Genomic DNA, 25881 nt, shown 5'->3' on the forward strand with positions numbered 1-25881 from the left:
CTCTTCGCCTGCCCGGGAGACCTTCCGGCGCCAGACGCGACAGTGTTGTGGTCACCGGTCTTCCTCCGAGCGGGCCCGGGCTCGCTCCGCGGCCTGTGCCGCAGGAGTACCCGGACGTTTACGTTCCACCCAGCCTTCAATAGTGCGCTGGGGGCCGGCCGAGACTGCGAGCGCCCCTGGCGGTACGTCCTCGCGGACTACAGTCCCCGCTCCCGTGTAGGCGCCGTCGCCGACCCGGACGGGAGCCACGAACATGGTGTCACTGCCAGTGCGCGCGTAGTCACCGATTACCGTGCGGTGCTTGTTCACCCCGTCGTAGTTGACGAACACCGACGAGGCACCGATGTTGACGCCTTTGCCGATGTCGGCGTCGCCCACGTAGGTCAGGTGCGGCACCTTGGAGCCCTCACCCACCGTCGAGTTCTTCACTTCGACGAAGGTGCCGATCTTGACCCCGCGGTCCAGGCGCGCCCCGGGACGCAGGTAGGCGTAGGGGCCGACGGTGGCCTCCGGGCCGATCACGGCTTCCCGGGCGACCGTGTGCGAGACGACAGCGTCCTCCCCCACCTCGGTGTCGCACAGCACCGTGGCGGGCCCCACCTGGGCTCCTTCACCGATCACCGTGCGCCCCTGCAACTGGGTCTGCGGTTCCAGCACGGCGTCGCGCCCCACGCGGACGTCGACGTCCACCCACGTGGAGGCGGGATCCACCACGGTGACACCGTCGCGCATGAGCTGCTCCAGCAGCCGGGCGTTGAGCAGCCGGCGCGCCTCGGCGAGCTGGACCCGGTCGTTGACCCCTTCCACTTCGGTGCGGTCAGGGGCGATGTAGGCGCCGACCCGGTGGCCGTCGCCGCGCAGGAGCGCCACCGCATCGGTGATGTACTCCTCGCCTTTGGCGTTGTCCGCGGAGAGCCGGTGGACCACCTGGGACAGCAGGGCCCCGTCGAAGGCGTACATCCCGGAGTTGATCTCGTCGACCGCGCGCTGCTCTTCGGTGGCGTCCGCGTGCTCGACGATGCCGGTGACCGCGCCCGCAGCGTCGCGCACGATCCGCCCGTAGCCGGTGGGGTCGGGGACCCGGGCCGACAGGATCGTGACAGCGTTCCCCTCTGCTTCGTGCGCAGCAACCAGGTCGCGCAGCGTCGCACCGCGCAGCAGCGGGGTGTCTCCGCAGGTCAGCACAACCGTTCCGGTGAGTTCCACGTTCTGTGCGCGCAGCGCTTCGATCGCCATGCGCACGGCGTGGCCGGTGCCTTTCTGCTCTTCTTGCAGCGCGGTGATGGCGTGCGGAGCGATGCTCTTGAGGTGCTCCGTCACTTGCTCCCGTGCGTGGCCGACGACCACGACGGTGCGTTGCGGTTCGAGCTCGGCGACGGCCGCCAGGACATGTCCCAGCAGACTCCGGCCGCAGATCTCGTGGAGGACTTTGGGGCGCCTGGACTTCATACGGGTGCCCTCGCCTGCGGCGAGGACCATGACGGCGGCTGGACGGCTCGCGCTCACTGGAGGCGACTCCTCTGTCGCTGGCGGATGAACCGGGATGAGTGTTGTGCGTGCAGATACGCTGCGGTCAGCAGCCCCGCGGGGCGGCACAGGATGCCGCGAACGACGAAACGGGGCCCCAGGGCATGCGGAAACCACGTCCTGGACCGACACAGGCAGCATACAACTGGGCCGGGGGATATTTTGGGGCGACTCGGTGGGTGGGCCGGGATGGGGAGTGCGGTGACCTGGGCTCCGGACGTGGACCGGTGCCGGTGAGTCCCGGACCCGGGGCACGGGGAGGGGTTTGGACGCGCGTGTGCGGGCGGCGCGTGCTTCGCCTGTGCCGCGGGTGACGCGGGGTGCGGAACGGTTCGGGGCCGTGGCGAGTGGGCGGGCTCAGCGGCCGGCCGAATGCGGCTGCCCTGGTGGACGTTCCGTGGAGACTGCGGCGTTCCGCTCTGCTGTTCTGGAGGACCGGGCGTGCGCTGGAGAAGAGCTCCCGGACCAGGACTCGAACCTGGACGACGGGGACCAAAACCCCGCATGCTGCCAATTACATCATCCGGGAATGAAGCAGGCTTTTCTGCACCTTCTCACGCTTCTTCGTGAGTTGTCCGCGTTGCGCAGACACCACGATAGCTTTCCCACAACTCTAAGGCACATCCGTAAGTGCCTTGTCCTTTTTTAGGCCGCCGCCCGGGCTGAGAGTTCCGCGCCTGCGGGCCTCGGACGGCCGTGCGGCGGACAGCCGCGTGCTTCTCGGGCACAGATCCGGCCGCAGCATCCCGTGCTGACGTGATTTTTGTCCTATCTCGGACAGCCCTCGTATCCCCAGGCGGAGCGGGGTAGATGGGGCTGCACCAAAAACATTACCCGCTTCCCTTGCCAAACCTACGGACCCGTAGGTTACGGTTACGTAGGTATAGGTTGTCCGACCGTCGCTGACCGGAAGGGCGTTGCACCTGTCCGTCCTTCCGCCCTGCTCGACCAGGATCCGCCTGGTGAGGTGGGGGTGGCTGGTCTCGCCCCGCAGAGATCAGCCGTCGGGGGACTCCCTTCCAATCCATCCGGCTATCCAGAACGAGGTGGGCTTATGTCCGAACTTTCCGCCAACTCGACCCAGCGCCGCGCTCCGGAGCCAGAGATCCTGGACGAGAAGCGCTCCCGCACCGAGCGCTACACCATCTTCACCTTCGTCTTTGTGCCGCTCCTCGCCCTAGCCGCCGCCGTGCCCTTCGCCTGGGGATGGGGACTGACCTGGCTCGATGTCGCTATCGGCGCGGTCTTCTACCTCATCGGCGGGCTGGGCATCACCGTGGGCTACCACCGCCTGTTCACCCACGGCTCGTACCGCGCCGCGCGGCCCCTGAAGATCGCCCTGGCCATCGCCGGCTCCCTGGCGATCGAAGGCGGGGTCATCAAGTGGGTGGCCGACCACCGCCGCCACCACAAGTACTCCGACCACGAAGGCGACCCCCACTCGCCTTGGCGGTTCGGCGACGACTGGCGTTCCGTGGCCAAAGGCATGTTCTACGCCCACATGGGCTGGCTGTTCCTGGACGAGCAGAAGACTTCCCCTAAGCGGTTCGCGCCCGACCTCCTCAAAGACAAGGACCTGGTCCGTATCGACCGCTACTTCTGGGTCTTCGTGCTCATCTCGCTGCTCACCCCGCCGCTCATCGGCGGCCTGGTGACCATGTCGTGGTGGGGCGCGTGCACCGCGTTCTTCTGGGGAAGCCTGGTCCGTATCGCGCTCCTGCACCACGTCACGTGGTCGGTCAACTCGATCTGCCACACCATTGGTGAAGAAAACTTCACGGTTCGCGACCGGTCCCGCAACGTCTGGTGGCTGGCGATCCCGTCCTTCGGCGAGTCCTGGCATAATCTGCACCACGCCGAACCGACCTGCGCCCGGCACGGGGTCCTCAAGGGCCAGATCGACATCTCGGCACGGGTCATCTGGATCTTCGAGAAACTGGGATGGGCGACCAAGGTGCGCTGGCCCGACCCCGAGCGGCTGGCAGCCAAACGTGTCGCCGCCTAACCAGATCGGCCATCATGGGGAGCCGTGAGCGAACAGAGTCCCAAAACCCGTAAAAAGCAGCGCATGACCGGCAAGGAGCGCCGGGAACAGCTTCTCGCAATTGGTAGGGAACTGTTCGCCGAACGCGGCTTCGCCGCCACTTCCGTGGAGGAGATCGCGGCCCGCGCCGGGGTCTCCAAACCGGTGGTCTACGAGCACTTCGGAGGTAAAGAAGGGGTCTACGCGGTCGTCGTCGACCGCGAGATGCAGCGCCTGCTCGGCCTTGTCAGCGACGCTCTCGTCGAGGGGAGTCCACGCCAGAAGCTGGAGCGGGCGGCCCTCGCCCTCCTGCAGTACATCGAGGAGCACAGCGAAGGGTTCCGGATCTTGGCGCGCGACTCGCACGCCGCGTCCGGGACCGGGAGCTTCGCGAGCCTCATCAGCGATATCGCCACCCAGGTGGAGCACGTGCTCGCCGAAGAGTTCCGGGCCCGCGGCTACGACCCGAAGCTCGCTCCGCTCTATGCCCAGGCCCTGGTGGGCATGGTGGCGTTGACCGGCCAGTGGTGGCTGGAGGTGCGCCGTCCCCGCCGGGAGGTGGTGGCAGCCCACCTGGTGAACCTGGCGTGGAACGGCCTGTCCCGTCTGGACACCAAACCGCGAGTGGAGGGAGCCCGGTCTCGACGGCGAGAATAACGGGCTCACTCATCGATTATCTTGATATCAAGAGATATGCTAGGTGCATGCGTGACGAGGTTGACGGTCTAGTCGAGGCGTGGCGCACCGAACGTCCCGATCTTGACGTAGCGCCGCTGCAAGTCCTGAGCCGGGTCTCTCGGCTGGCCCGCCACCTCGACCGTGCGCGCCGTTCGGTCTTCGCCGCCCACGACCTGGAGCCGTGGGAGTTCGACGTCCTCGCCGAACTGCGCCGCTCCGGTCACCCCTACGAGCTGAGCCCTGGGCGGCTCATGCGCGCCACCCTCGTGACCTCGGGGACCATGACCAACCGGATCGACCGGCTCACCGAGGACGGCCTCGTGCGCCGCCTGCCGGACCCGACCGACCGGCGAGGCGTCCTGGTCCGGCTCACCGACGAGGGGCGGGAACGCGTGGACGCGGCCCTCGCCGACCTCCTCCGCTACGAGGAGTCCCTCCTCGCCGCGCTCACCACGGCCGAACGCGACCAGTTGGCCACGCTGCTGCGGACCGTCCTCGCCCCCCTGGACGAACCGGACTGATTCCTCACACTTCTCCCACGCCCCATGACCGGCTTTTGGGAACACCCTTACCACACGTCTCGGTAACGGACAGAAGTCATCACTCTGTGATGACTAGCTTTTTCCGGTCTGTTACCGGCATGCTACGCAGGGGCTCACTTTGACCGATTGACCTGCGAGAGAAGAGACGTGAGAGACCATGCGCCGGTTTGCTTGGATATGTACCGCCGCAGCAGTAGCCCTGCTGGCCGCAAGCTGCAGCTCCGAAGACAACAACGCAGCGGAGATGCAGTACTACCTGTCGCTGGGTGATGGTCTGACAGTCGGAGCCCAGCCTGACGACTCGGGCGACGTCCTCGAAACCGCCACGGGCTACACCAACCTGGTGGCCTCAGCCCTGTCAAAGGAGCCTCCGGGGGTGCAGCACGTCAACCTGGGGTGCATCGGAGAGACCACCATCACCTTCCTCAGCGGTGGCGCTGAAGGCTGCGAATACGACGAGGGCTCGCAGCTGGACGCCGCCGTGGAGTTCCTGGAGCAGCACAAGGGCAAGGTGCGCCTCATCACGATCAGCATCGGCGGCGAGAACCTGTTCTCGTGCGCCCGGGACGAGGACGGCGCGCTGACCACCGACATCGACCGGGAGTGCGTCTCCGAAAACCTGCAGAAGGTCTCCGAGGACGCGCCGATCATCGCCCAGCGGCTGCGGGAAGCCGCGGGCGACGACGTCGAAATCATCGCGCTCACCGCCTACAACCCGCTGCTCGCGATGTACCTGCAGGAAGAGGTGACCGAGGTCGTCGCCACGGAGGACGACGACGAGCGCACCTACCAGGACACCGCCAACTACACCAACGGCATGCTGGCCGCGATCAACGGCACCCTCAACGACGCCTACAACGCCGAGAACATCACCGTGGCGAACGTGGCCACGCTGTTCGACGTGGACAACTTCGAAGAGAACGACGACGGCACGCCCGCCAACGTCCACAACGTGTGCCAGTACACGTGGATGTGCGACACCGAGCGCGGCCCGGACATCCACCTCAACCAGGAAGGGGCTCAGGAGGTCGCCACCCTCGTCCAGGACGTGATGCGGGAGTAGCGCCGCATCGGCGTCCCAGCTCGGCGTAGCGGCGTGCCTCGCCGCCCCGTGGCGGCAGTGGGGCGGCGGGCACGCGACTCCTCACTCTCCGAGTCGCTCGGCCTCCCGGAGCCAGGCGTCCTCCAGTTCCGCTTTCTCCGCGGTGAGCGCTTTGAGCTCCGCACCGAGCTCCGCGAGGCGGGCATAGTCCTCCGCGGCTTCCGCCATGAGCGCGTGGAGCTCCTCTTCCCGCGCACTGATCCGGTCGATCCGGCGTTCGATGCGCTGCAGCTCTTTCTGTGCGGCCCGCCGCTCCGCCGCCGAGAGTTTCGGTGCCGCCTCGGCGGGACCGGCGTCCTCCTTCGCGGCAGCGCCGTCCTGGGGGATCTCGCCGCGCTCCGCACGCTCGGCGCGCAGCCGCAGATACTCGTCGACCCCGCCGGGCAGGTGGCGCAGCGTGCCGTCGCCGAGCAGCGCGAACACCTGGTCGCAGACCCGCTCCAGGAAGTAGCGGTCGTGGCTGACCACCACCAGCGACCCGGGCCAGCCGTCGAGCAGGTCCTCCAGCTCGGTCAGCGTCTCGATATCCAGGTCGTTGGTGGGCTCGTCCAAGAGCAGCACGTTGGGTTCGGCCATGAGCAGCCGCAGCAGTTGCAGCCGCCGCCGCTCCCCGCCGGACAGGTCGCCGATCGGGGTCCACTGCCGCTCCCCGCGGAAGCCGAAGCGCTCCAGCATCTGGCTCGCGGAGTACTCCCGTTTGCCGACGGTGACGCGCTGGCGTATCTCGGAGACGGCTTGCAGGGGCCGCGCCTCCGGGTCCAGCTCCGCGAGGTTCTGCGAGAGGTGGGCCAAGTTGACGGTGGCCCCGTGGCGCACGGTCCCGGCGTCAGGGGCCTGCTCTTTCGCGAGCAGGCGGAGCAGGCTCGTCTTCCCCGAGCCGTTGACCCCGACCACGCCGATACGGTCCCCGGGCCCGAGCTGCCAGGTGAGGCGGTCCAGCAGGACGGTGTCGCCAGCCCGGAGGGTGACGTCTTTGACGTCGATGACGGTCTTGCCCAGCCGGGAGCTGGCGAACCGGACCAGTTCGACGGTGTCGCGGGCGGGCGGCTCGTTGGCGATGAGCGCGTTCGCCGCTTCGATCCGGAACTTGGGTTTGGAGGTGCGGGCCGGCGGTCCACGGCGCAGCCAGGCCAGTTCCTTGCGGAGCAGGTTCTGGCGGCGCTCCTCCGCGGCGCGGGCGAGGCGCTGCCGTTCCGCTTTGGCGAGCACGTAGGCGGCGTAGCCGCCTTCGTAGCGCTCCACCCGCCCGTCCACGACCTCCCAGGTGCGCTGGGTGACGGCGTCAAGGAACCAGCGGTCGTGGGTGACGACGGCGACGGCTTCGCGCCGCTGGTTGAGGTGGTCGGCCAGCCAGGCAATGCCTTCGATGTCGAGGTGGTTGGTCGGCTCGTCCAGGATGATCAGGTCGTGGGTGTCGATGAGCATCCTGGCGAGTCCGGCGCGGCGGCGCTCCCCACCGGAGAGGTGGGCCATCCGGGCGTTGAGGTCCCATCCGGACAGCAGGCCGCGGAGCACATCGCGGATCCGCGCGTCCCCCGCCCACTCGTGTTCGGCCCGCCCGTCGAGGACGAACTGACCGACGGTGGTGTCAGGGAAGCTGTCCTGCTGGTGGAGGAAGCCGATCCGCAGCCCCCGGCTGTGCACGACCCGTCCGGAATCAGGCTGGAGCCGTCCAGCGATGACGGACACCAGCGTGGACTTGCCGCCGCCGTTACGGCCCACGATGCCGATCCGATCGCCCTCCTCGATCCCGAGGGACACGGAGTCCAAGAGGACGAGGGGCCCGTAGGCCAGCGAAACGTCTTGCAGATTGACGAGGTTCATCCCTTCCATTGTCGCGGGTGCGCGGGAGTGCAGGGGACGGCTTCTCCCGCCCCGCAGAGATCAAGAAGAGCAATGCGCCACAGCAGGGCAACTGACCGCAAATCTCAGGTTAGGTTGAGGTCAACAGACCCACCGACGAGGAGGTTGGAGCATGGCGCAACTTCCGGTCCAGCTCACGATCGGCCAGCTCGCAGAGCGCAGCGGGATGTCGCACAGCGCACTGCGGTTCTATGAAGCAAAAGGGCTGATCCGGGCAGAGCGGACCGCGGGCAACCAGCGCCGCTACCACCGCAGCACCCTGCGCCGCCTAGCGTTCATCGCGGCCGCCCAGCGCGTGGGGCTGACCCTCGCGCGGATCCAGGAAGCGCTGGCCACACTCCCTGAGGAGCGGGCCCCCACCGCCGAGGACTGGGCGCGGCTCTCCCGCATGTGGCGGGACGAACTGGAGACCCGGATTGATGCGCTGCAACGCCTGCGGGACCGGTTGACTTCGTGCATCGGCTGCGGCTGTCTTTCCCTGCGCTCCTGCGCGCTGCGCAACAACGACGATGCGCTGGCCGCGTGGGGACCGGGTGCCCCGCTGCTGCGCCCGGCACGCGAAGGCGGCCTGTAGCCGCCTACACCACGGTGGCGCCGGGGACCGGGCCGTGGGCGGTCACCGTGTCCGCACACGTGCCGCTCGCGCGCAAGGCAGCGGCAAGCTCGCGGGCGTGGTCCGCCGACTCGGCGAGGAACGCACACGTGGGTCCGGAGCCGGACACGAGGGCGCCCAGCGCTCCCGCGGCACGGCCCGCCTCAAGGAGGTCCCCCAGTTCGGGGCGGAGCGCCAAGGCGGCTGGCTGGAGGTCGTTGGTGAGTGCCGCACCCAGCCGACGGGCGTCCCCGGCGGCGAGCGCGGCGACTAGCGCGTCGTCGAGCGTGGGCTCGGGGGCGTCCGGTCGCAGCCGGTCGTATTCCGCGAATACTTTCGCCGTGGACAGGCCCCCGTCGACGAGGGCGAACACCCAGTGGAACGTCCCCTGGACGGGGAGCGGGGAGAGCTGCTCGCCGCGCCCGGTGCCCACCGCGGTGCAGCCGATCAACGGGAAGGCGACGTCGCTGCCGAGCTCTGCGGCCAGCTCCAGCAGCCGCTCGCGGGGGGTGCCGCCTTCCCAGAGCGCATCGCACGCCACGAGCGCGGCAGCCGCATCAGCGCTTCCCCCAGCCATGCCACCGGCCACAGGAATGGCCTTGTGCACGTGGATGTGCACCCCGGTGGCGTGGGGCACGTGGCGGGCCAGCAGGGCGGCGGCGCGCGCCGCGAGGTTGCTGTCGTCGAGGGGCACGCGGGCCACGTGGTCCGGTCGCTCCCCGTCCACACTGAGCACCGCCTGTCCGGGCGCAAGGTCGGAGCGGGGAGAAACGGTAACCTCGTCGTAGAGCGAGACCGCGTGGAAGACGTTGACCAAGCCGTGGTATCCATCGCCGCGGACCGGCCCCACGGCAAGCCGCAAGTTCACCTTCGCGGGGACCCGCACGGTGACGGAAGTCGGGGCGTTCACGAGTCCCCCATCGTACGGGAAAGCCTGCGCCGATGATTCTGCGCGCCCAATATGGGATTCTTGTGTGGGTCATCTCGTCACTCCTGAGGCGTTGACCCACCAACAGCAGCGATTCTCGTATTACCGACGTCGCTTGCGTTACCACATCTGGACTTGACAATCCGCGTGGGTGGGTATCGGGAGGCAAGGCCCGCTACCGTTAAAGCCAAGACGGAGTTTGGACACCGTCGGGGAGGATCGCTTGCCGTCGGATGGGCTCCCGAAGAACTTGGAACCGCTGGCCGCCGGAGACCCGGCGACCATCGGTCCTTACGTGCTGGTCGGACGTCTAGGCAGCGGAGGCATGGGGACGGTCTACTTGGGCCGCGCCCCGGAGAAGGGAACCCATGTAGCGATCAAGGTCATCCGCCCCGAACTCGCTTTCGACGAGGCCACCCGGGCGCGTTTCCGCGACGAGATGGAAAACGCCCGCAAAGTCGCCTCCTTCTGCACGGCTAAGGTGCTCGACCACGGCACCTTCCAAAACCGGCCGTACATGGTCACCGAGTACATTGCGGGCACGGCCCTCGCCGAGCACATCGCCGAGCACGGTCCGCTCGACTCGGGCACCCTGCACGGTTTCGCATTGGGGGTGGCCGCGGCGCTCGCCGCGATCCACAAGGCCGGTCTGGTCCACCGCGACCTGAAACCCGCCAACGTGCTGCTGTCCCTGTCCGGGCCGCGGGTGATCGACTTCGGTATCGCCCGGGCGCTGAACACGTCCACGAGCCACACCCAGACGGGGATCGTCATGGGCAGCCCGGGGTGGATGGCCCCCGAGCAGTTGCTGGAAGAAAAGGTCACCACCAAGGCCGACATTTTCGCTTGGGGCTGCCTGGTGGCGTTCGCGGGCAACGGCCGACACCCGTTCGGCAACGGCGACGCCATGACCCTCGGCAAGCGGATGCTGTTCGCAGAGCCCGACATCGGGAACCTGGACCCGCCGCTGGACCGCCTCGTCGCCCGGGCGCTGGCGAAGGACCCCGACCAGCGTCCCACCGCCCAGGAGCTGCTGCTGGAGCTGGCAGGGGGCACGGACAGCAACGACACCAACGACGTGGTCAGCCATGCCCTGCACCAGTCGTGGCGGCCGAACTTCCCGCCGATGCCCCCCGGGTATCCGCCGCCGTCCCCCCAGGCGCACTCGGGGATGCCCGGCCCGCAAGCCCAGGCCCAGGCGCCGGGGCAGACCACCATCGCCCCCCAGCCTTACGCGCATCCCCCGCAAGGGGGCCCGGGGCCGATGCCGCCGCAAGCCGCTGGCCCCCAAGGCGGCCCGCAGGGCGGTCCGCAAAGCCCGCCGATGCCGCAGCGGCCGGGACCGCAAGCTCCCCACCACACCGGCCAGATCCCCGTGGTGCCGCCCACCACTGGAAGACAGCCGCCCCGCTCCCCTGCCGCCCAGGGCTCTTCGGGAGGCCCTCAGGCCCGCCCGTACGTGCCGCCCAACCCGCTTCCTCCACACCGCCCGCTCCGCCCCGACAGCTCCCGTTCCCGGCTGCTGATCGTCTTCGCGGTGCTCGGCGCGGTGCTTCTGGCTGTGGTCCTCGTGTTCGGCCTGGTCTTCTTCCAGGACTGGTTCTCCTCCACTAGTGACACCAATCCCCCCGGTCAAGGGCAGGAGCAGCAGTCGTCGGCTCCTAAGGAAGACCCCGACGACGAGTCGGACAAGTCCGACACCCAGGCAGCGGATCCGCAGGCGGGGGAGAGCCTGCGCTTCGACCTCCTCGACTGGTACTGCGGCAACCAGGTGCTGGACCGGCCGCTCATCGTCAACGGCGGCGAATACTGTGTCGCGGAAATCGAGGCGCACAATTCTGCGAACTACCCGGTGAAGTTCCGGCACGACCTGCAGATCCTGGCGCATGCGAGCGGCGAGCAGACCAAGGCCGACGCGCCGCTGCACGGGGAGGGAGCCGACCCGCTGTGGGCGGGACCGATCCAGCCGGGCGACACCGTGCGCGGATACCTGGTGTTCATCGTGCACTCGGAGCTGACCCCCGAGGTCCTCATCCTCCGCAGCACGGTGGACAGCCCTGGCCAGCAGATCGAGATCCCCTCAGGACAGCCCGCTTAAGCCGTGCCGGCCCTGGCACAGGGTCAGGGCCGGTGCTCCGCGATCCGGGCGAAGTCGGCGATCCCCAGGGTCTCACCGCGGCTCCGCGGGTCCACGCCCGCACTGCGCAGCGCAGCCTCTGCGGCCGCGGCCGAGCCCGCCCAGGAGCTGAGGGCAGCGCGCAGGGTTTTGCGGCGCTGCGCGAACGCCGCGTCGACGACAGCGAAGACGTCTTCGCGGCTGGCTTTCGTGGGGGGTGCGGGACGGCGCCGCAGCGCGACCAGACCGGAGTCGACGTTGGGCACCGGCCAGAACACGGTGCGGCCGATCGCCCCGGCCCGGCGGACGTCGGCATACCAGGCGATCTTCGCTGACGGGGCGCCATACGCGCGGTCGCCGGGCCGGGCAGCCAGCCGCTCCGCGACTTCCGCCTGCACCATGACCAGGCCGTGCTCCAGGCTGGGCAGCAGGTTCAGCAGGTGCAGGACGACGGGGACCGCCACGTTGTAGGGGAGGTTCGCGACGAGCGCGGTGGGCTGCGGGTCGGGAAGTTCTGTGATCCGCAGCGCGTCAGCGGTGACCACCCGGAGCCGGTGGGCGTAGGCGGGTGCGTGGTCGGCGACCGTGCCGGGCAGCGCCTCGGCGAGCCGCGGATCGATCTCTACCGCGGTGACGTGCCGCACGTGCGGCAGCAGGGCCAGGGTGAGCGAGCCGAGGCCGGGACCGACCTCGACCACGACGTCGTCGGGGCTGACCTGGGCGGCACGCACGATGCGGCGCACGGTTCCGGGGTCGATGACAAAGTTCTGCCCGAGGGTCTTGGTGGGGCGTATCCCCAACTGGGCGGCGAGCCGCCGCACGTCTGCGGGGGTGAGCAGGCGGGCATCAGCGCTGTCGGATTCGGTCACCCGCCCATTGTGGCAGGCAGGCCGGGGGCGAGGTTCACGTCCGTGCCGCGGGGTCCTTCCAGGTGAGGGTCACTTTGAAGGAGGCGTCCGCGGTGGACTGGGCGATGAACACGTCGGCGGTGGCGGTGAGCCCCACGCCGAGTTCCACGGTGACCTCGTCGGGTTTCCCTGGCAGGTCCTGGACCTTTTCGGCGACGGTCTCGGCAATCTGCCGAATCTGCCCGAAAACCTGGTCAAGCTGCTTTCGCACCCGCTGGGTTCCGGGAAAGGCCACATTGACGGGGCCGGTGCGCTCGCCCGCCGGTTCGATGAGGATTTCTGTTTCGTCGTCAATGGCCAGGGCGACGAGTTGGTTCACCTGCGCTCCCCTCCCCTTCCCATCTGGGAAAGCGACAGTTCCTGGGGAATTTTCAGGGTTTGTTCAGCTTCCATGATGACATGAAGTTTCCCCTTCTTGGGGATATACCCCCTTAGTCACAACAGTCAGGAATTTCTCAGTCAGGGGAGGACCGTGCACCGCATGAGTGCTGCACCGGACCAGGAATGGTCTACCGGGGGACCAGCAGCAAGAAGTCGGACAAGGTCCGGTTTTGTGCAACACCGCCGGCCCGGGGCGTCCGGAGGTCTGGCTTCCCGTGGTGCCGATGGCCTCGAGAGAACGCCCTGGCGGAAATCGAGTCATTCCGAGGGAAAGGATGGGTGCAAATGTGTCGAAGTGCGATTTGTGCGTTCTGAAGGCATAGAGATTCGCGACTCCACTTACCCGGACGGTCCGGTTCTCTCCGTCACCGCCCGGGCGTGGATTCTCTTTATTCACAACGTGAAGAGGAATGACCTCTAGAGTTCTTGTGACTATGTGATTTTTCTGTCCTCGTTACCTTGCATTCTGCTGTGACGAGCTGTCACAGGTTATTGAGGTGAAGGTCAGCGTTTCCCCGCTCTCTCCGACGCATTGACAGTGTCGCGGGATGTTGATCCCCCATGACCTCGGCATACAACCGTTCGACGGCGGCAATCTCCTCTGCCACGTCCTCGTTCATGGCTTTGCGGCCAAGGACGAGGTTGCGCCGGGCCAACAGGGTGAGGGGGTGCCGCTCGGAGAGGGCTCTCCGGCAGCGTGCCAGCGTCTCCGTGTCGCGCCGCACCGACTCAGCGACATCATCGAGGCCAAAGAAATCGCTGGCCAGATTGAGCGCGCTGGAAAGTGTGCTGCTGTGGTACTCCCCGAGCCGGTCCGTGAGCACCTGCAACGCCCGCTCATCGATCACCCGGGCTTCCTCAGTTCTGCCCATCTGGCGTAGGACCACCGCCCGGTTGACGTTGATCGCGGCGACATGGGGGTGGTCTTCGCCGAGGAGTTCGGCGCAACGGCGATACGCCTTCTCCACGAGGTCCAGAGCTTCGTGATAGCGGTTGACTGACCGCAGGGCTGCGGCGTGGTTGGCAGCCGCAACCACCGCAATCATGCTGTCTTCACCGAACCGGTCTTTTGTTTCTCGCCAGACCTCCCCGGAGATCTTGACCGCCCGCTCCAGGTTTCCGGTACGGCGAAGTACGGCAGCGAGAGCTGCCATATTCTCCAGCGTGCCCCGATGGTTGATGCCGAAAAGCGAATAGATCCGCTCAGTGTTGTCTTCCTGGTACCGCAGCGCCTTAAAGTAGTCCCCGGCCTCCATGAGGGAGCCCGCGTATCCGTCGACAGCCGCCAATGTAGAGGGATTATTGGGCCCTAGGATCATCTCGTTGGTCTGGTAGATCTCCCAGAAGAGGTCGGCGGCTCTCCGATGGTCTCCGGCGAGCAGGAGGGCGTAGGCGTAGACGTGGGAGGCGGAGATCGTCTCCGGGTCGTCCGGTCCCAGGATCCGCCGGTAGCGGTCCCGGGTGTCGCGGGCAAGTTCCACCGAGTCATGGAACCGTCCCGCATACCGCAGGTCGCGCACGAACTCGAGGCTGGCCTCCAGCGCCTCTTCTGAATCCGGCCCGTGCTGCTCGGTGAGGATACGCAGCACCCGTTCGCACAGTTCGTAAGCGCGTTTCCGCTCCCCTAGGTTGCGCAGGGCCCGCACCAGGTAAAGCTCTGCCCGCAACGTCTCCGGGGCGGTCTTCCCCAGCTTTTCTCGCCAGACCGACAGCGTGGCCTCCGCCAGCTGTTTGCTGTCACTGTGCTCTCCCCGCAGGTCAGTGACGTAGATCTCTTGGAGGACAAGTCGACGCACCCACGAATCAGTGCAGTCCCACGCCTCGGTCGCCCACACGTGGGGAAGCAGCTGGGCGTAACGGATTCGGGCCCCAGGAGATGAGGTGTCCTGCGGGTCGTTCTTGGCGAGCAGCAGGTGGGCGCAGTGTCGCCGCTGTTCTTGATCGTCCGCGGTCAGCGGAACACGCAACGCTTGCTGGACCAACCGGTGCACTTGGACGGTACGGGTCCGGTGGTTGAGCACCGCCAGTCCATAGCGGCCGATGTCACTGAAGGCGCGGTGGAGCTTGTTGGGTTCCTGTAGCGCGGCCTCCAGCTCAGGAGGTGCCGCCACGTCCTGCGCGTGGCGGAAGAGGGACCGGGGAATCGGCGCGGTAGAGAAGAACGAGCAGACCTGAAGCAGTTGCAGCGCCGCCGGATTGGTGACGGCGAGCCGGTCCAGGGAGACGTTCAGCGCGGTGATCACCGTCTCCGGGTAGTCGGGGTCGGCGGGCGCAAACATCGGCGCCAACTGGGCTTGCTTGTCCCGGTAGAACTCCAGGTATTCGGCGATGGTGGTGGCGCTGTCGTTCATCCACGCCGCTGCCTGACGCAGGGCGATCGGCATGTGGCCGAGTTCTTCGGCGAGTTCCGCTGCTTCGTGTTTGCTGAAGCCCACGAGCCCGCACTTACTGAGGAGCGCAACACTCTCCTGCAGGCTGAAGACTTCCACGGGAAGCGTCTTGAAGTAGCCTCCCTCCGGCCAGGTGAGGTTGCGTGTCGTGATGATGACGTGCCCCGGGCCGGCGATCGGCAGGTAGCGCATGATGTCGTCGGGCTGCCGGACGTCGTCGAAGATGAGCAGCCACCGGGACCGGGGCTTTCCTCTGCGCAGCGCCTCGCGCACCGAGTGGATCGTGCTGTTGATCGACGTGTTGTCGCGGAACACGTCGAGCTCCTGGGCGAGCAGGGTGTACGCCTCGTGGATCTGGTGGGTCTGCCCGCCACGCACCCACCAGACGAGGTCGTATTCGTCCCGGAAGCGGTACAGGTACTCCGTCGCCAACTGCGTCTTCCCGATCCCGGGCATGCCTTTGAGCACGCTGGGCGTCATCCGCCCTTCCTCGCTGGAGGACCGCAGTTGCTCCCGCAGGCGGAGGATCAGGTCGTCGCGGCCGGTGAACAGCGCGTTGCGCGGGGGGATGTCCCCGCCCCAGATCGCGGAAAGCGAGGTGTTTCTCCCCGCACCGATCCCCGTCGATCCACTACCACCCGGGAAGTTGTCAGATATCGAAACAGACCTCTGGGACATCATGCTGCTCTCATCACTCGCGGAATTCGAAGGTGTCTCAGTCGGATGCGGCGCGTGGGGGACACGTTCAGAGGCCGTTGTGCCGTACTGGCCGGACGATCCGGAGACGAGAGGCCCGGTAGGGGCGATCTCCAGGAGAGTGTCGGACCAGTCGTCGGGGTGCCCAGCCCCCTGGTGGGCCAGCATCTGCTCTTTGATGCGGTACACGAGGCCGTGGTGGAGGTCGGCGAGGCCGATGCTCTCCAACGCGGGCAGGGTGTCCGCGGCGAGGCGGAGTGAGGTTTCGTCGAGCTCCGGCAGCTCCCCTACCGGGGAGTCGTCGAGGATGCGGCGCAGCAGCGCGAACCAGGGGTCGTAGCCGGCGAACTCGGCGGCAATGTCGGCGAGAGTGCGCCGGATCCGGGAGCGCCGCCCGCCAAGGGACAGCAGCGCTTCCCGGACTCCTCTCCGGTACTCCCACCGGATCCGCCGCTCCGGGGTGACCACCGGGGAGTCGACTTCGGTCACCAGCCCGCTGAAGAGCACTTCGATGAGTTCGGAGGGCTGCGGGTGCCCGGCGAACCGCTGGCATACCGCGGCGATGACGGGCTCGGTGAGCGGCACCGCGGCGAGGTCCACCGCGATCTGGAACGCGGTTTCGGAGGAGTCGCAGCGGAAGCGCCGCACTCTGGCTTCCGGGGTGGGGGCGGCGGTGGGCCGCTCCCCGGCGGCGTTCGCTGCGGTGTCTCCCGGCACGACCCGCAGCGCTCCCGCGTTGAGGGTGCGCTGCCGGGTGCCCATCACGAACCGGGCCCAGGCGTGGATCATTTCGGGCCGCGACGCCAGCACGGGCAGCACCACGGAGAGCGCGGAGTGCGGAAACTCCGGTTCGGGCAGGGGGAGCCCGTCCGGCCATTGGAAAGGGCGGGCAGTGTAGTGGCGGTTGGCGGGGGCGCGGCCGAGGTGCGCGGCAACGGTCAGCTCCATCGCGGCGGGCCGGATCCCGGTCCTGCTCCACTGCCGCGGGTCGAGGAGGTGGATGATCGCCACGGGCAGGCGTTGAGCGAGACAGCCGAGCCAGCTTTGCACGCTGCCGCGGGCCCATCCTTCACCGATTCCGTCACTGAGTACCACGGCGATGTGGATTCCGCCGGGGTCTTTCCCGCTGCTCGCGCCCCAGCCGGCGGCTGGGACGGGTGCGGGGTCGGCGGAGTCGGAGGTGAAGCGCTCCACCCGCACGCCCCGGAACACCCCGGAGGAGCGCACCAGGCCGATGAAGTCGTTGACCTGGTCCTGGTGGAAGAGCATGGAGACGCTCTCGTCGACGAGGACGGTCAACTGCACTCCGGGCCGGACGAAAGGGGCCCACTGCGGGGTTACGGCGATTGGCCGGTGCCCGCCTCCTGGGTGCGGGGAGGCCAGCAGGCGACGCGCATAGCCGCGCGCGGTCTCTTCCGCGTCGTAGGAGTGCTGCCACGGGTCGGTGGCGGCCAACCGGAACGGGCGCAGCGCCTGGTAGAGCGCGGAGCGGTGCAGCAGCGGGGAAGGGTGGGGGCGCAGCGCGCCGGAGGGGGGCGCGGGTGCCGGGGGAAGGCGGGGCGGTTCGGTGCCCGCAGTTTTTTCTGCTGCGCCGAGGACGGCTGCGGACGGGTCCGTGCCGGGGCGCTGCGGCCCTGCTGCGGGGGCCGTGTCCTTGCCACCGCTGGGACGGGCCGGGGGGTGCTGTGCGGTGTGCTGCTGCCACGCTGCGAGGTAGACCGCGTCGGCGAGTTCCCGCCCGGTGAGTGCCGGGGGCGCTTCACGGTATGCCGGAGCCGCCCCGGGGCTGCGGGGGTCGGGGCCCTGGGGCGTTTCGTGGCTGCGGCGTGACGTCATCCGTGGGTGTCCGTGAGTCGGTGCCACACCATTTCCGCGAGCTCCTGCAGGAACTCGGGGGTGGGTTCGCTGGTCTTGGCGTCGATGACCGTGGTCAGGTAGACCGCGTTGAGGAGCTGGTCGATAGCCAGGGGGGAGCCTTCCGCGATGCGGCGCACGAAGTCGGCGACGACTGCTGGGGTGGCGCTGGGCAGGTTCCCGGAGAAGTGGGCGGCCACGATTCCCGCGAGTTCCTCTTTGCTGGGGTGGGTGAGGCGCAGCGGAATGCACTGGCGGAGGAATTCGGGCGGGAAGGGGTGGTCTTCGTGTGCGGTGATGACGACGACAGGGAGCTGGGAGCAGCGGACTTCTCCGTTGACGATGGTCGCGGTCCGTTGCGGGTCGTCGATCGGAACGGAGATCTGCGGCTCCACTGAGCTGAGCCGGGCGAGTTCGGGAATCGTGTAGCGGCCGCGTTCCAGCAGGTCGAGCAGGTCTCCGAGCAGGTCGTAGTCGCCGTTGTCGAGCCCGTCGATGAGCAGGACGCGCGGCAGGCGGTGCGGCAGGAACGCGGTGCCGAGCGGACCGATCCGCAGGTAGTGTCCGATCCGCTGGGCGCTGCTGCGCACCAGGTCTGCGGCAGCGGGGGCGGGGCCGCTGGTGTCCCGGGTTCCGCCGTGCAGGTTTTCCAGGTTGAGGTCGTGGATCTGCGCGAGCGGATCGTAGTCGTAGAGGCCGGAGCGGAGCGTGCTGCGGCTGTTGACGGTCCACCGCAGCACCCGTCCTAAGCCGAGTTCCCGGGCGATCTGGTCGGCGAGCACGGATTTGCCGACCCCGGGAGGACCGGTGACGAGTAGGGGACGCCGCAGGTAGAGGGCGGCGTTGATGGTGGCGAGGCGTTCCCGGCGGGCGGGGGTGAGCGGGCTGCCTAGCACGGAGAGTTCGGGTTGGGCACCGAGCACCCATCCGGCTTCGTCATCGTCGTAGGGGGGTGCTTCGAGGGCGTCGGTCGGGGCGGTGGTCCGCCGGGTACGCCAGGGCGGGGGCGGGGGCAGTTGGGCGGCGAGGTCGAGGTGCGGCCGCGGAGTGCCCGTCCCGTGGAAAATCCACCAGCGCGGAGCTTCCTCCTGTGGAGAGGAGAATGTTCCGGAAGGGGGAGTTTGTGACGCGGCCATTTGTTGTGCCCTTTGTCCGATCTCCAGGTCTATCGAATGTTGCCGCCGGAGAGCACCTGCCTCTGTTCCCGGGGTTTCGGCTGGTAGTCGTGGTAGATGACGGACAGGTCGTAGCTTTGTCGCGACCTGTTCCGCATCTCTGCTGTACCCCGGTTGATTCGGGAGAGATACAGGTTCTTGGTTAGATTCTTGATACCCCTCTCCAGCCAGTTCATCTCCTGTTTTCCGCTGGCCATTTCCTCTTCACCTCGGAGGATGGACAGGAAATGAGCCTCGGGGTTGCCATTCTTCCCCGTCCACCGCCACGCCACCACCGGAACTCCGCAGATCACGGCAGCGTACACCTGGCGCTGCCAGTCGACCCCAGGAAGCGCATAGGCGACGAAAGCCACAATAGCCTCGTTGCCGAGATAATTCGCCACATTCTCCCAGCCCTCTTCCAGCACAGTTGAGGAGCTGCCGACGCGGCCTCGTCCTTCGTGCAGATTCTGCCAGCGCCGCTGGCATATCCGCTGTGCTCGGGGGTCGCGCGCGAATTCTTCGCTTCTAATGATGATCTCGTATTGGGAGCCCAGGCTCGGCGCGGGCGCGTCCTCGTGAAGCTCCAGCGGCCAATTTTGGACAACAAACCTGAAAAGTAGCGAAAACGGAAATATAAACTCCAATCGGAGTTTTCCGTGGTCAGCGGCCTGCTGGCTTTCCGCCCAAATGATCAACTCGGAGATCCGCCGCGGCAGCTCCTCCTCCGTCACCTCGGTCAACGCCTCGGCCTCGCACACGTCCATCCAGTCGTCGTCCGGATCCGTCACCAGCCGGTAGGCGACCGAGAGCCGCTCAAGATTCCCCAAGTCGTAGCCGATCTTGATGATGAGCCGCGGCGGAGGAAGCGGCCGGAACGGCTCCCCGCCGCCCCACCCGGAGCGCTTCACTACCGTCGCATGCCGCTGGTCCGCGCCCCACTCCGCCACCGCCCGAACCAGCTCCGCACGGCCCATGTACTCCGCGAGAAGCTGCAGGAACCGCTCCCCGGGATCCTCCCCCCGCGGGCCGAGCGTGGCCTCTTTCAAATCGAGGAACGCCTCCCACGCGTTACGCGGGGACGGCGCCTCGATCTGCTCCGGGGGCAGCGGCACCACCCGCTGACAGAGCAGGTCGACCTGGTCGTCGTAGGGCACCTCACGCAGCGCTTTGCGGAGCTGCTCCCACGTGTCCCGTTCCCGCCCCTGCCCGCTGAGCTCCCACTCTTCCGCTTCCAGCAGCCCCTCAGCCAGCTCGCACACCTGCATCGCCGGCTTGGAGTCGTTCTCCAAGCAGCGGAGCCAGCGCAGCATCACCCCGAGCCGCTGCTGGTCGCAGCACTGGATGACCAGGGAAAGCGCAAACCCGTACGGGTCTCCTGCCACGCTGAGCCGGGCCCGCACATCCGCGGGCAGGCAAAGCCAGAACCGCTGGCGCGCATCCTCCTCGTACACCGACCTGACCCGCCACAGCGCGTTCGCGAGTCGTTCATGGGCGCGACTGACCATCGTCACCGCTCGCCCAGCGCTTCCGCCGCCTCCCGTACCTGACGCATCTGCCGGCTCCCCTCCTCCACCATTGCAAGCGTGTCCAGCACCTCTCCCAGCAGCCCGTAGTCCCGCGCCACGTCGACGAGGTCAAAAGCGAAAAACAAGGGCGCCCGGCCGACGTGGATACGTTTCCGAATCCGCTCGTCCAGCAGGGCGCACCAGCTTTTCCGGGCTTCCGGGTCGGCAATCGTCGGCGTGCTCGCCAACGCCTCCGCCAAACGGTGCACGAGACGCGGACTGTCCGGTTCGCGACTGGGCGGCTGCGCCGCGGAACGGTCGCCCCACACGCGGGGGACCGCCTCGATGGGGATCAGCCACCCGCTCGCCCCCAGCCCGCGGTCGTCGCGCATCGCATCGCAAACGATGCCGATCAGCGCCCCGCCAGGGTGCTCGCGCACCCCGCTGCCGCTGAACCCGTGCACCACGCGGGCCGTAGTCGACGAGGTGACGTCGAACTGCACGTATTCGAACCGGCGTCCCCCGCCGTGCCCGACAAGGACCGCCCGGGACCACACCCCGGCGGGCACGGCCTCATGCGAGAACCCCACCATGCTCACCGCACGCCCCGGCTCGCTGCCGCACAGGCGCATCTCGGGCGGATCCGCCGGGGCAGGCCGGTCGAGCAGCAGGACCGCCGCATCCCACGGGGAACGGTCCGCGAACCAGCCGTCGTCGAGGACGGTCGCGGTCGCCTGCCAGGATCCGCCGCCGCGGGGCGCGTCCACGGTGACCGGTTCACGCGGGCGCGGCGTGTCCTCCTCCGCCCAGGGAAGCCCCAGGGCCGTGCAGACCACGTGGGCGCAGGTGAGCACGTGGCGCGGGGAGACGAGGACTCCGGCGCCCGCCGTACCGCCCTGGGACGTCCGGATACGCAACTGCCAGTCGGGAACGGGCGATACCGCGGGGGGACCGGACACCGTAATGGTTCTCCTTCTGCACGGGCGCGGATCGACAGAAGAAATCGACCGTAAGACTTACCTTTCCGGAAAACGGTTCCATTATGAAAAAAATTCCGCTTTCGCGGGCAGCGCCCTCCCGGTCCCCGATCATTTCTGAACAGCGGGTGCGCACGCCTGACCGGATTCATGTCGGCATTCCGTTTCTTTGACCCGCGCCCGATGCTCCCCAGGACCGCCCCGTGCCGCACCCCGGCAGAAACCGCCAGAATGGGACGATACGCCGGGTTTGTCGTGGCACTTCGGAGGCTGTCGCATGGGACCACTCAGCGGAATCCGCGTGGTGGAGTTCGCGGGCATCGGGCCGGGGCCGATGGCTGCCATGCTCCTCGCTGACCTGGGGGCCAGTGTGATCCGGGTGGACCGTCCCGGCTCGCCCATCCTCGCCCCGGGCGCCCAGCGGCCGCAGATGAGCGCGGGACGCCCCGTCCTGGAAGCGAACTTGAAGTCCGAAAAAGACCTGGCCCGGGTCCGTGCCGTGGTCGCCGCCGCCGACGTCCTCCTGGAAGGGTTCCGCCCCGGGGTCATGGAACGGCTCGGTCTAGGCCCTGACGAGTGCCTGGCCGCCAACCCGCGGCTGGTGTACGCGCGGATGACCGGCTGGGGGCAGGACGGGCCGCTCGCCCGCCGCGCCGGACACGACATGAACTACATCTCGCTGACCGGGGCCCTGCACAGTGTGGGCCGCCGCGGACAGGCCCCGGTGCCGCCCGTCAACCTGGTTGGTGACTTCGGCGGCGGCAGCATGTTCGTGGTGACCGGGATCCTCGCCGCCCTGCTGGAACGGGAACGCTCCGGGAAAGGCCAAGTGGTGGACGCGGCCATGGTGGACGGCAGCGCCGTGCTCATGTCGATGATGTACGAGGACCTCGCCCAAGGGCTGTGGCGCGACGAGCGGGGCGTCAACTATTTGGACACGGGCGCGCCGTTCTACGACGTCTACGAATGCGCCGACCACCGCTACCTGGCCGTGGCCTGCCTGGAACCGCAGTTCTACGCGGTCTTCCTCGACAAGCTCGGCCTGGACCCGGCAGAACTCCCCCACCAGTGGGACCCGTCCGGCTGGCCGGTGCTGCGGGAACGGTTCGCGGACGTGCTGCGCACCCGCACCCGGGACGAGTGGGCGGAAGTCTTCGCCGACACGGACGCGTGCGTCTCCCCCGTGCTGAGCATGACCGAAGCCGCCGACCACCCGCACATCAAAGCCCGCGGGTCGCTGGTGCGCGACGGCGACGTCATCTACCCGGGACCAGCACCCCGGTTCAGCCGCACCCCTGCTCGCAGCACGCGGGCACCCCACACCCCCACCCCGGACGTGGCACAAGTCCTGGCGGAGTGGGGGGTGGACGACAATCCGGAGCCCGAAGACTCGTGATCAGGGCAGGGCGAAGGCGCGCCGCGCGTTGGCAGCGACCGTCTCGGCCAGCTCGTCTTCAGCCATGCCTTTGAGCTCGGCGAGGGCACGCAGCGTGTGCGGAATAAGGTAGGGCGCGTTGGGACGGCCCCGATGCGGTTTCGGGGTGAGGAACGGCGCATCCGTCTCCACGAGCAGCAGCTCCGGGGGAACCACCGAGGCAGCGTCCCGCAACTGCTGGGCACTGCCGAAGGTGACGTTGCCCGCGAAACTCATGTAGTAGCCGCGGTCCGCGCAGAGTTTCGCCATGGCGGCATCACCGGAGAAACAGTGGAACACCACCCGCTCCGGAGCGCCTGCGTCTTCCAGCACCCGCAGCACGTCCTCGTGGGCGTCCCGATCGTGGATCATCAGCGCTTTGCCGTGCCGTTGCGCGATGGCAATGTGCGCGCGGAACGACCGTTCCTGGATGTCGAACCCTTCCGGGCCAGTGCGGTAGTAGTCGAGCCCGGTCTCGCCGATCGCGCACACTTTCTCGTGGGCAGCGAGCGCGTCGATCTCGGCGAGCGCTTCTTCGAGCGCGGCCTCACCCCCGGCGGGGCGGGCCGGTTCCCACTCGGTGGCTTCGTCTTCAGGGACGCCGTGCACGATCCGCGGAGCCTCGTTGGGGTGCAAGGCCACGGCCGCCCACACCGTGTCATGCTCGGCAGCGGCCTGCACCGCCCACCGCGACCCGGCCACGTCACAGCCGACCTGGATGATCGGGGTCACCCCCACCGACGCGGCCTTGGCCACGATCTCCGCGACGTCGCCGCCCTGCATGTCCATGTGGGTGTGGCAGTCCGGCACCGCCACCCGCAGCGGTTCGGGAAGCGGCGGCGGCTCGGTGCGGGCCCGGTCCCGCTTTTCTCGCTGGCGCCTGCTCTTACTCACGGAAAGCAAGTCTAGGGAAGAGCGGATTCCCCCCGCCCAACCCGGGTAATCGGAAAAGCCCTACGAAACGCGCCTATCCTGACGTAGTAGGTTTCTTTCTCTCCGTGCTCGGAGCGTTTCTTGTACGTCGCAGAGTTGGCGGTCTCCGGTATCCGCGGGTTTTACGGCGCACGCAGCGTCGAGTTGGGGTTCACCCGCCCCGACGGTGCCCACGCGGGCTGGACGGTGCTGGCCGGACCGAATGGGGCGGGGAAGACCACTCTGCTGCGCGCCCTAGCCCTGGCTTTGGTGGGGCCGTCGGTGGGTCGCGCGCTGATGTCGGATTTCCGCGGCTGGCTGTCGCGGGGGGAAAGCGACGGCTGGGTGCGGGCCCGCCTCGTCCCAGACCCGCAGTGGGACCGGACCCCCCGGGGGCAGGACGTGCTGCGGGAGCCGTTCGAAGCCGAACTGTATTGGAGCGACTTCGGCGGGGCGCGGCCCCAGTTCCTCATCGAACCGGAGCGGACCGTCCTGTTGGAGAACGGGCCGTGGGCAGAGCACCCGCACGGGTGGTTCGTGGTCGGCTATGGGCCGTTCCGGCGACTGGGCGGCCAGTGGTCGCGCCCGGGACGCCCCGTGCCGGTGCCGGGCGCGCTGTCGCGGCTGGCGAACCTGTTCGGGGAGGACGCGTCACTCGCTGAAGGGCTGCGGTGGCTGACCGGCGTGCACCTGGGCTGGCGGGAAGGCACCCATATCGTGCCCAGGTTCGTGCTGTCGCTGTTGGACGACGGTCTGCTGCCCAGTGGTTTCCGGATCGCCCGGCTGGACGGGGAAGGCCTGTGGATAGCCCACGGCGGCGAGGAGTTCCTGCTCGGCGAACTGGGGGACGGCCACCGGTTGATGGTGGCGCTCGTGGTGGACCTGGTGCGGCACGCTTTCGAAATGTACGGGGCGTCAGCGCTTGGCGAGCAGGGCGGCATGCCCGCGGTGGTCTGCCCCGGGGTGGTGCTCATCGACGAGGTGGAAGCGCATTTGCACGCGGGCTGGCAGCAGACGATCGGCGGCTGGCTGCGCCAGCACTTTCCCCGCATCCAGTTCGTGGTGACCACGCACAGCCCGTACATCTGCCGGGACGCTGACGAGGGCGGGCTGATCCGCCTGTCCGCAGTGGACCGCAACGAGCCACCCCAAGTGGTGTCCGCCCCCAAGGAGCTGGCGTCCTGAGCCGGGTCAGGGGCGGGTTTCTGCAGTGGCTGAAGCCCGCTCATTCTCAAAACCCGACGAGTCCAAAACAGCTCGGACGCTAAGGCGTGGTCTCACTTGGCTCAGGCAACCGTGGCGTGTCCATTCCGCACTGCCCAACGGTCTTCCGGACTTCACCTGCGGCCCTGCCACCGCGTCCGACGAAATCTGAGGCAGCCACGCCCTACCAGCTCCACCCCTAAGAAATACCTGATGGGGAACGGGAAGCAGAACCACCCGCTATTCCCAGGCAAACGAAGAAACGTTTCGTATTTCGCGGGAACGTGGTACTGCTGTCCGGTCTAGGTTTACTCGACACCAACGTGCTGGGATCTCTGCATGACTCAACGATCCACAACGCTCTACATCGTGGTGTGCGCTGCCGGAGCCGCCCCTGATGTCGGCACCCTCGTCAGCCTGGCCCAGGAAGAAGGCTGGACTGTCCAGATCATCGCCACCCCGTCCGCGGTCACCTTCATCGACAGCAGTGCTTTGGAAAAACAGACTGGCCGCCCGGTGCGCTCCACGCACCGCAAACCCGGCCAACCCCGCTCTCCCAAAGCTGGTGCCGTCATCGTCGCCCCAGCCACCTTCAACACCATCAACAAGCTCGCCCACGGGATCGCCGACAACTACGCTCTCAGCGTGGTGAACGAGGCCATTGGACTGGGCGTCCCCGTTGTCGTCCTGCCGTTCGTCAACTCCGCCTCCGCCGCCCGCTTGCCCTTCCAAAGAAGCGTGGAGTCCCTCCGCGACGAAGGGGTTGCCGTGCTTATCGGTCCAGGAAAATTCGAACCCCACCCGCCAGGATCTGGCGAAAAAGCCCGAGCAATTTTCCCTTGGGCATCCGCCCTCCACGCACTTCAAGAGATTCTTCAGAAGAAGAGTGTGACTTCCTGAAGAATCCGGGACCTAGAAACAGCTCCGACGGCAAGCTGTCCCAGACAGCACCGTGTTGCCCCATACCAGGGACTGCTCAGCACTCAAGACCTCCTCCCTCGATGAGCCCCAGGGCTTCGGTTCCCGCGACGTTTGATCTACTGAATCTTTCCTGTCTGCGGCTGAGCCCTCGGAACGGTCACACACCACAGCACCTCCCCCGGGTGCTGAGCA

20 protein-coding genes and 1 tRNA gene are annotated in these 25881 nt (G+C 67.8%); 10 read left to right on the plus strand and 11 right to left on the minus strand.

The window, feature by feature from the left end:
- Positions 1 to 51 precede the first annotated feature (51 nt).
- Both glmU and CW348_RS07520 read right to left on the minus strand, forming a co-directional pair.
- Positions 52 to 1506 carry a bifunctional UDP-N-acetylglucosamine diphosphorylase/glucosamine-1-phosphate N-acetyltransferase GlmU gene (gene glmU / locus CW348_RS07515; protein WP_011290861.1) on the minus strand — a complete coding sequence of 485 codons (1455 nt, stop codon included), beginning with the start codon at positions 1504 to 1506 and terminating at the stop codon, positions 52 to 54.
- A gap of 478 nt (positions 1507 to 1984) precedes the next feature.
- A tRNA-Gln gene (locus CW348_RS07520) sits at positions 1985 to 2056 on the minus strand.
- A gap of 525 nt (positions 2057 to 2581) precedes the next feature.
- Here CW348_RS07520 and CW348_RS07525 point away from each other — a divergent pair.
- The 4 genes from CW348_RS07525 (at position 2582) to CW348_RS07540 (ending at position 5833) form a co-directional block, all read left to right on the plus strand.
- Positions 2582 to 3532, plus strand: coding sequence for an acyl-CoA desaturase (locus tag CW348_RS07525; protein WP_011290860.1), 951 nt, complete (start codon positions 2582 to 2584; stop codon positions 3530 to 3532).
- Positions 3533 to 3595: 63 nt separating this feature from the next.
- Entirely contained in the window at positions 3596 to 4207 is a 612-nt protein-coding gene (locus CW348_RS07530) for a TetR/AcrR family transcriptional regulator (protein ID WP_016188163.1), read from the plus strand.
- 47 nt (positions 4208 to 4254) lie between these two features.
- The gene (locus CW348_RS07535; protein ID WP_011290858.1) at positions 4255 to 4749 is read left to right on the plus strand and encodes a MarR family winged helix-turn-helix transcriptional regulator; all 495 of its coding nucleotides are present in this window, start codon (positions 4255 to 4257) and stop codon (positions 4747 to 4749) included.
- Positions 4750 to 4927: 178 nt separating this feature from the next.
- Positions 4928 to 5833: an SGNH/GDSL hydrolase family protein gene (locus CW348_RS07540; RefSeq protein ID WP_011290857.1), complete on the plus strand. Its 906-nt coding sequence runs from the start codon at positions 4928 to 4930 to the stop codon at positions 5831 to 5833.
- Between the two features lie 81 nt (positions 5834 to 5914).
- On the opposite strand, the gene CW348_RS07545 is transcribed toward CW348_RS07540, so the two are convergent.
- Positions 5915 to 7696, minus strand: coding sequence for an ABC-F family ATP-binding cassette domain-containing protein (locus CW348_RS07545; RefSeq protein ID WP_016188162.1), 1782 nt, complete (start codon positions 7694 to 7696; stop codon positions 5915 to 5917).
- A gap of 151 nt (positions 7697 to 7847) precedes the next feature.
- Here CW348_RS07545 and soxR point away from each other — a divergent pair, with 151 nt between their 5' ends.
- Entirely contained in the window at positions 7848 to 8309 is a 462-nt protein-coding gene (gene soxR / locus CW348_RS07550) for a redox-sensitive transcriptional activator SoxR (RefSeq protein ID WP_011290855.1), read from the plus strand.
- 4 nt (positions 8310 to 8313) lie between these two features.
- On the opposite strand, the gene CW348_RS07555 is transcribed toward soxR, so the two are convergent.
- On the minus strand, positions 8314 to 9237 hold the full coding sequence (locus CW348_RS07555; RefSeq protein WP_061783878.1) for a 4-(cytidine 5'-diphospho)-2-C-methyl-D-erythritol kinase: 924 nt from the start codon (positions 9235 to 9237) through the stop codon (positions 8314 to 8316).
- A gap of 241 nt (positions 9238 to 9478) precedes the next feature.
- Between CW348_RS07555 and CW348_RS07560 the strand changes: the two genes are divergently transcribed.
- The gene (locus tag CW348_RS07560) at positions 9479 to 11353 is read left to right on the plus strand and encodes a serine/threonine-protein kinase (protein ID WP_038043214.1); all 1875 of its coding nucleotides are present in this window, start codon (positions 9479 to 9481) and stop codon (positions 11351 to 11353) included.
- Between the two features lie 23 nt (positions 11354 to 11376).
- Here CW348_RS07560 and rsmA read toward each other — a convergent pair whose 3' ends face one another.
- On the minus strand, positions 11377 to 12240 hold the full coding sequence (gene rsmA / locus CW348_RS07565; protein ID WP_011290852.1) for a 16S rRNA (adenine(1518)-N(6)/adenine(1519)-N(6))-dimethyltransferase RsmA: 864 nt from the start codon (positions 12238 to 12240) through the stop codon (positions 11377 to 11379).
- Positions 12241 to 12274: 34 nt separating this feature from the next.
- Complete coding sequence (locus CW348_RS07570) at positions 12275 to 12598, minus strand: CU044_2847 family protein (RefSeq protein ID WP_011290851.1); 324 nt, start codon at positions 12596 to 12598, stop codon at positions 12275 to 12277.
- 162 nt (positions 12599 to 12760) lie between these two features.
- On the opposite strand from CW348_RS07570, the gene CW348_RS07575 reads away from it, so the two are divergent.
- Positions 12761 to 13081, plus strand: a complete 321-nt coding sequence (locus tag CW348_RS07575; RefSeq protein WP_287463277.1) for a DUF397 domain-containing protein — start codon at positions 12761 to 12763, stop codon at positions 13079 to 13081.
- A 61-nt stretch (positions 13082 to 13142) separates the two neighbouring features.
- Here the strand turns inward: CW348_RS07575 and fxsT are convergent, their stop codons facing one another.
- Genes fxsT through CW348_RS07595 form a run of 4 tightly spaced genes read right to left on the minus strand, consistent with a single transcriptional unit; the run spans position 13143 to position 21221 of the window.
- On the minus strand, positions 13143 to 17582 hold the full coding sequence (fxsT, locus tag CW348_RS07580) for an FxSxx-COOH system tetratricopeptide repeat protein (protein WP_104612650.1): 4440 nt from the start codon (positions 17580 to 17582) through the stop codon (positions 13143 to 13145).
- A complete protein-coding gene (locus tag CW348_RS07585) occupies positions 17579 to 18736 on the minus strand; it encodes an AAA family ATPase (protein ID WP_011290849.1) in 1158 nt (385 codons plus the stop codon). The genes fxsT and CW348_RS07585 overlap by 4 nt, the downstream gene beginning before the upstream one ends.
- 29 nt (positions 18737 to 18765) lie before the next feature.
- Complete coding sequence (locus CW348_RS07590) at positions 18766 to 20262, minus strand: hypothetical protein (protein WP_258076847.1); 1497 nt, start codon at positions 20260 to 20262, stop codon at positions 18766 to 18768.
- Between the two features lie 2 nt (positions 20263 to 20264).
- Positions 20265 to 21221 carry a trypsin-like peptidase domain-containing protein gene (locus CW348_RS07595; RefSeq protein ID WP_011290847.1) on the minus strand — a complete coding sequence of 319 codons (957 nt, stop codon included), beginning with the start codon at positions 21219 to 21221 and terminating at the stop codon, positions 20265 to 20267.
- A gap of 295 nt (positions 21222 to 21516) precedes the next feature.
- Here CW348_RS07595 and CW348_RS07600 point away from each other — a divergent pair, with 295 nt between their 5' ends.
- Entirely contained in the window at positions 21517 to 22635 is a 1119-nt protein-coding gene (locus CW348_RS07600) for a CaiB/BaiF CoA-transferase family protein (protein ID WP_011290846.1), read from the plus strand.
- Here the strand turns inward: CW348_RS07600 and CW348_RS07605 are convergent, their stop codons facing one another.
- The gene (locus tag CW348_RS07605) at positions 22636 to 23556 is read right to left on the minus strand and encodes a TatD family hydrolase (protein WP_287463280.1); all 921 of its coding nucleotides are present in this window, start codon (positions 23554 to 23556) and stop codon (positions 22636 to 22638) included. It lies immediately after the preceding gene.
- 111 nt (positions 23557 to 23667) lie between these two features.
- Here CW348_RS07605 and CW348_RS07610 point away from each other — a divergent pair, with 111 nt between their 5' ends.
- The gene (locus CW348_RS07610; protein ID WP_104612648.1) at positions 23668 to 24750 is read left to right on the plus strand and encodes an AAA family ATPase; all 1083 of its coding nucleotides are present in this window, start codon (positions 23668 to 23670) and stop codon (positions 24748 to 24750) included.
- Between the two features lie 357 nt (positions 24751 to 25107).
- On the plus strand, positions 25108 to 25668 hold the full coding sequence (locus CW348_RS07615; RefSeq protein WP_011290843.1) for a flavoprotein: 561 nt from the start codon (positions 25108 to 25110) through the stop codon (positions 25666 to 25668).
- Positions 25669 to 25881: the final 213 nt, after the last annotated feature.

The sequence above is a fragment of the Thermobifida sp. genome (assembly GCF_017577275.1).
GTDB lineage: Bacteria > Actinomycetota > Actinomycetes > Streptosporangiales > Streptosporangiaceae > Thermobifida > Thermobifida fusca.